Below are 3,804 nucleotides of genomic sequence, written 5' to 3'. Positions count from 1 at the left end.
AAAAAATTTGACGGAGATAGAAGGTTAGAAAGAGTTATAAGAGTGGTTAAGGATGTTACCGACTTTGTAATTCTTGGTGTAAAGCCTAAATATAAATTTCCAAATCTGAAAGAGGCGATCACTTTACAAAAGTTATTAAATGAAATTGATGCTAGTAAATATAAATTTTCTTCTGTTAAATACAATAGATTAGCAAAACGAGTGTTGTTAACAGAAGAGAGTGGATTCGAAAGATTAGACTTAAAATCAACAAGGGATGTATATACATCCCTTGTTGATTTTAAGTCATTTAATTCTTTATGAACTTAATGCTTATTACCTTTGATTTAGGGAGGATTTACTTATGAAAAACGTTTTATTATTAGCAGTAGGCATGTTTGCCTTGGGCTTTGATGCTTATATTATTGCAGGTCTTCTTCCTGGAATTAGCGACACGTATGATAAGAATGCATCACAAGTAGGGCAAGCGGTTAGTATATTTACTCTATTTTACGCTATATCCGCACCCTTGTTCTCTTCCTTACTTGCTGGTAAACCCATAAAAAAAGTACTGTTATATTCAATGCTCATTTTTACCATTGCTAATGCTATTACAGCTTTAGCCCCAACATTTTCTATTCTTTTACTATCTAGAGCAATTGCTGGGGTAGGAGCTGGCTTATTTTCTCCGCTAGCTGTAGCAGCCTCTGCGCAGCTTGTTTCTAGTGAAAAAAAAGGGAGAGCTATAGGACTGACCATAGGAGGAATGAGTATAGGGACAGTATTAGGTGTACCTTTAGGTCTCTATGTCTCAAATGTGTTCAACTGGAAAATATCCATGTGGGTCTTAGTTATTATCGGTGTAATAGCGGCTTTAGGAATGCTTAAATTTCTACCACATTTCCCTACCACACCACCCCCTGCACTGAATGAACGGTTAAAATTGTTTTTAGATAAAAGGGTTGCTATAACCGTGCTAATCACATTTTTTGCCAGCTTAGCAAGTCTAGGCTTATACACATATTTATCTCCACTATTAAACGAAATTTCAGTCTATAACAACCTGGCCGTATACCTCTGGGCTTGGGGATTCGGAGGATTATTTGGAAGTGTAATAATTGGTTACTTGATCGATCATTTCAAGAAACCAAAAACTTTAGTTACCATCATTCTAATTACATTAACATTATCTATTATATGTATACCAATAATGATTAACATCCCTTTACTACAATACTTTCCTTTCTTTGTCTGGGGAGCAATGGGATGGGCCTGCCAAGCACCTCAACAACATATATTACTGTCATACCAACCTCAGAATGGAAGTTCGGCAGTAGCATTAAACAGTTCTATTAACTATTTAGGAAGTGCAATAGGTGCTACTCTAGGCGGGGTTGTTTTGTCTTTTGGAACTGGAAGTATTATGTTAATTTATTTTGCTGTTCTATCTATGATATTTTCCCTTTTCTTACAGTTCTATAGTATGAAAAGAGAATTTAGAATCACAGAGAGCAGTGAATAATAATAGAGAAAACCAGAGAGACACCCTTATGTCGAAAGGGGTCTCTCTGTCTAAATTTTGGAAATCCATCTCCAAATAAATTTAACACTCTTATTATAAGTATAATAAAGCAAAAAAACTTTTTCGCTGTCACTTCATCGGACTTAATCAATAATAATCCATCTTGGTAAGACGACCAAATGAGAGGTATGCTATATTTAATTTTTAAACAAAGAAAAAAGATCCATTACTAAAGAAATGAACGAGGAGAAGGGGTAGATTAATTCTTAATTCATGAAAAAAAAGGAAGGGAATTATGAGAAAACAACGTACGGAAGCGCTGTCTCTGTCGGGATTGAGTATATTCAGCGAAAGTGGTTGAAACAGAACAATTGGCTTTATATTTTACTGCATGGCATGTTTGGTTTGGTCAATGGAGTATGGTTTGCATCTTGGCTGATGGCCTTGCATGGAATGGCGGCTGCCTTATTATATGCGTTCATGGATCGATGGCTGTATAAGAGAATGGCTGAAAAAAAGGGGATCAAGGGATTTGTGCTCGTTCCGCTGCTTCTATGCGTAATCAGCTGGGGAGTCATGTTCTTCACCTCTCCGTCTTCTCCTCCCTTCACAAAGGAAGAAGCCGTTAAATTTGCGATGAGCGGAAATGGCACGGTCACAGATGCATTTCCAAAGAAAGCAGGAAAATGGCAGGGCACAGTGAATGGATATGAAGTCCAACGGGAAACAAGCGTACAGAAAGAGGGACAGGAAATATATCTGGTGATCTTCACGGAAAAATGGAGGAAGGGACAGGAAACAGGTTCCTGGCTTTTATCTTATCAAGTGGATAAAGGCAGCTGCACTGCTTACGCAGAGGAAGGAGAAAGGCCGCCTTACTATAAATAACGAAAAGAGGAGGAACCGTCATGAATGTTGGCTTTTACCGCTCCTTGTTTCCGATTACGGCGACCCATATCCATCTGGCCAGCTGTTCCCAAGGGGCACTGGCAAAACCGGTTTCAAGAGCGATAGAGGACTATCAACATGAGCTGCTGGTTTCAGGGAACAACTGGAAGGCAGCGATGCGCAAAGCGGAAGAAGCGAGGGAGAGGTTTGCCAAACTGATTGGCGCGGAAGCAGACGAAATTGCCCTTGTCGCCTCCGTTTCAGATGCGATTTCTGCGGTCGCCGTTTCTCTTTCTGCCGGAGCCGAAAAACGCAAAATTTCATTTACCGATATCGATTTCCCTACGGTTGGACACATTTGGCTTGCACAGGAATCATTCAAAGAAAAAACCTCTATCATCCGCTCCTGTCACGGAGAAATCCCTTTGGAGCAGTATGAGCAAGACGTAACGGCCGATACTTTAATCACATGCATCCCGCATGTTTCTTATTATAACGGTTATAAACAAAACCTAGAGGAAATCGCCCGTATCGTTCACCAAAAAGGCTCGCTGTTGTTTGTCGATGCCTATCAATCCGCTGGACATATCCCGATTCATGTAAAAGAAATGAAGATCGATCTATTAACAGCCGGGACGCGCAAATATATGCTGGGCATCCCGGGAGCAGCGTTTTTATATATAAGAAAAGAGCTGGCCGAACAGCTCAAACCGCAGATAACGGGATGGCTAGGGCAAAATCCTTCCTCCACCTTTGATATAGAGCGCCCAATGTTTGCTGCAGGAACCCGCCGCTTTGAAACAGGGACACCCTCTTTTATTAGTATATACGCCGCCTGTTCAGCGCTTAATTTACTTTTAGAAATAGGAGTCGAGCAGATTGAAGCTGATTTAACAGAATTAGCCCGATTTACCATACAATATGGACAGGAAAAAGGACTGCATCTGATAGGGCCGGCCAACTTAGATCAGAGATCAAGCCTTGTTGCTTTTCAAGTGGGTGATGCAGCCAAAGCGGAAGCCATGTTAAGAGATAAGAAAGTGATCGTGTCCGCAAGAGAAGATGTTATTCGAATCGCACCACACCTCTACAATACGCAGGAGGAGATACAGCATGCACTAGATGAGTTGGCCATTGTGCTGAAAAAAATTTGAGTGCTGGCTTAGGCTGTATGTAAAACAGGAGCTTCAGAGGGAGGAGGAAAATCATGCGATATATATGGTTTTTCGTTATTTTGTCAACCGTTTCCTTTTTTATTTTTGATAACAACGTCATGAAAGCTCTGAAGTATGCCTTTCTGGTGCTTGCCATCATCTTATTATTAGACTGGCTGACCAATCGCAGAAGAAAGAAAGACTGACAGAATGCCTGCCGTCTTTTTTGGTTTGCCTGCGGATGAGGGCTGTTGCTTTCCA

The 3,804-nt window shown here is 40.6% G+C and carries 4 protein-coding genes and 1 pseudogene; all 5 read left to right on the top strand.

The genetic code is table 11. The features are described from left to right. Window positions 1–303 (top strand): annotated as a pseudogene (locus tag BBA02S_RS19595) (hypothetical protein); the annotation flags it as partial. Between the two features lie 40 nt (window positions 304–343). Beyond that, window positions 344–1,501, top strand: a complete 1,158-nt coding sequence (locus BBA02S_RS19590) for an MFS transporter (RefSeq protein ID WP_041114104.1) — start codon at window positions 344–346, stop codon at window positions 1,499–1,501. Window positions 1,502–1,774: 273 nt separating this feature from the next. Next, window positions 1,775–2,389, top strand: a complete 615-nt coding sequence (locus tag BBA02S_RS19585) for a hypothetical protein (RefSeq protein ID WP_052477350.1) — start codon at window positions 1,775–1,777, stop codon at window positions 2,387–2,389. Between the two features lie 20 nt (window positions 2,390–2,409). Further along, window positions 2,410–3,543: an aminotransferase class V-fold PLP-dependent enzyme gene (locus tag BBA02S_RS19580; protein WP_041114105.1), complete on the top strand. Its 1,134-nt coding sequence runs from the start codon at window positions 2,410–2,412 to the stop codon at window positions 3,541–3,543. Window positions 3,544–3,596: 53 nt separating this feature from the next. Next, window positions 3,597–3,749: a hypothetical protein gene (locus tag BBA02S_RS20890; RefSeq protein WP_156141484.1), complete on the top strand. Its 153-nt coding sequence runs from the start codon at window positions 3,597–3,599 to the stop codon at window positions 3,747–3,749. Window positions 3,750–3,804 lie beyond the last annotated feature (55 nt).

The organism is Bacillus badius NBRC 15713 (genome assembly GCF_001591605.1).
Lineage (GTDB): Bacteria > Bacillota > Bacilli > Bacillales > Domibacillaceae > Pseudobacillus > Pseudobacillus badius.
This window is presented reverse-complemented; position numbering and strand designations above follow the sequence as displayed.